This window comes from Candidatus Cardinium hertigii (assembly GCF_003788695.1).
Genome location: NZ_RARA01000021.1, coordinates 1,147 through 2,029 on the forward strand (window position 1 = coordinate 1,147; position 883 = coordinate 2,029).

Genomic DNA, 883 nt, shown 5'->3' on the forward strand with positions numbered 1-883 from the left:
CTTTATTTTCCTCTACGCCAAAAAGTTTCTTAAAGGCTACATCCACACGAGGCGTAATGGCTTGCATATTAACTATAATTTAGGTTTTAAAATTGATACACTTGGCATGTATGCTTACAATCTATACATCTATGCCTTTTATGCTAGCGTATGTCTAGTCTAATAATTTTTTTGTCTCGTGCACATGGGTCAATTGTACGAAATAAATAGTAAAAACTGACATTATGTACAAAAAAAATAATTAAAATCATTACATATAAGGATAAGGTTATTCGAGGCCTGTCTTCCTCCGTAAGTCTTTTTGCATATCCCATTCTGATGGCTGCAGATATTCTTTTGTATCGTGCCGATCGCGTGCCTGTGGGAAAAGATCAGATACAGCACCTTGAAATTACGCGCGATCTTGCTAACAAATGCAATGCAGCTTACGTGCTAGGCTATGATGCTTCTGACCCCGAAGGCACCAAAGATGGAAATGCACCAGGCATACTTACACTGCCTTCCCCCTTTTTTATGAAAGATGAGTCCCTTGTGCCTGGCACTGATGGAGCAAAAATGAGCAAGAGTTATAATAATGTAATTGAAATCTTTGCAGATGAAGCTATCATTACAAAAAAGATTATGTCGATCAAAACCGATTCTTCTTCTGTAATAGAACCCAAAGATATGCGTGTATCTCCTATTTTTGCGCTGCTACAGCTGTTGGCTACTCCATCAGAAATGGCTGATATTGAGGAAAGTTTCCGAATAGGAGGATATGTAGAAAACGTTCTTAATCAATGGGTAGAGCGTGCCCGTCAGTACACATTTAGTACCATGGTATCCGTTCACTCAATGGCGTCAACTTAAGGGAATTCATGATTAGCAGACCCTCCTAAAGACA

1 protein-coding gene is annotated in these 883 nt (G+C 39.0%); it reads left to right on the forward strand.

Going from position 1 to position 883, the window contains the following annotated elements; genetic code table 11:
• The first annotated feature begins 249 nt into the window (after positions 1-249).
• Positions 250-849 carry a tryptophan--tRNA ligase gene (locus EDM02_RS01615; protein ID WP_260215004.1) on the forward strand — a complete coding sequence of 200 codons (600 nt, stop codon included), beginning with the start codon at positions 250-252 and terminating at the stop codon, positions 847-849.
• The last annotated feature ends 34 nt before the right edge of the window (positions 850-883 follow it).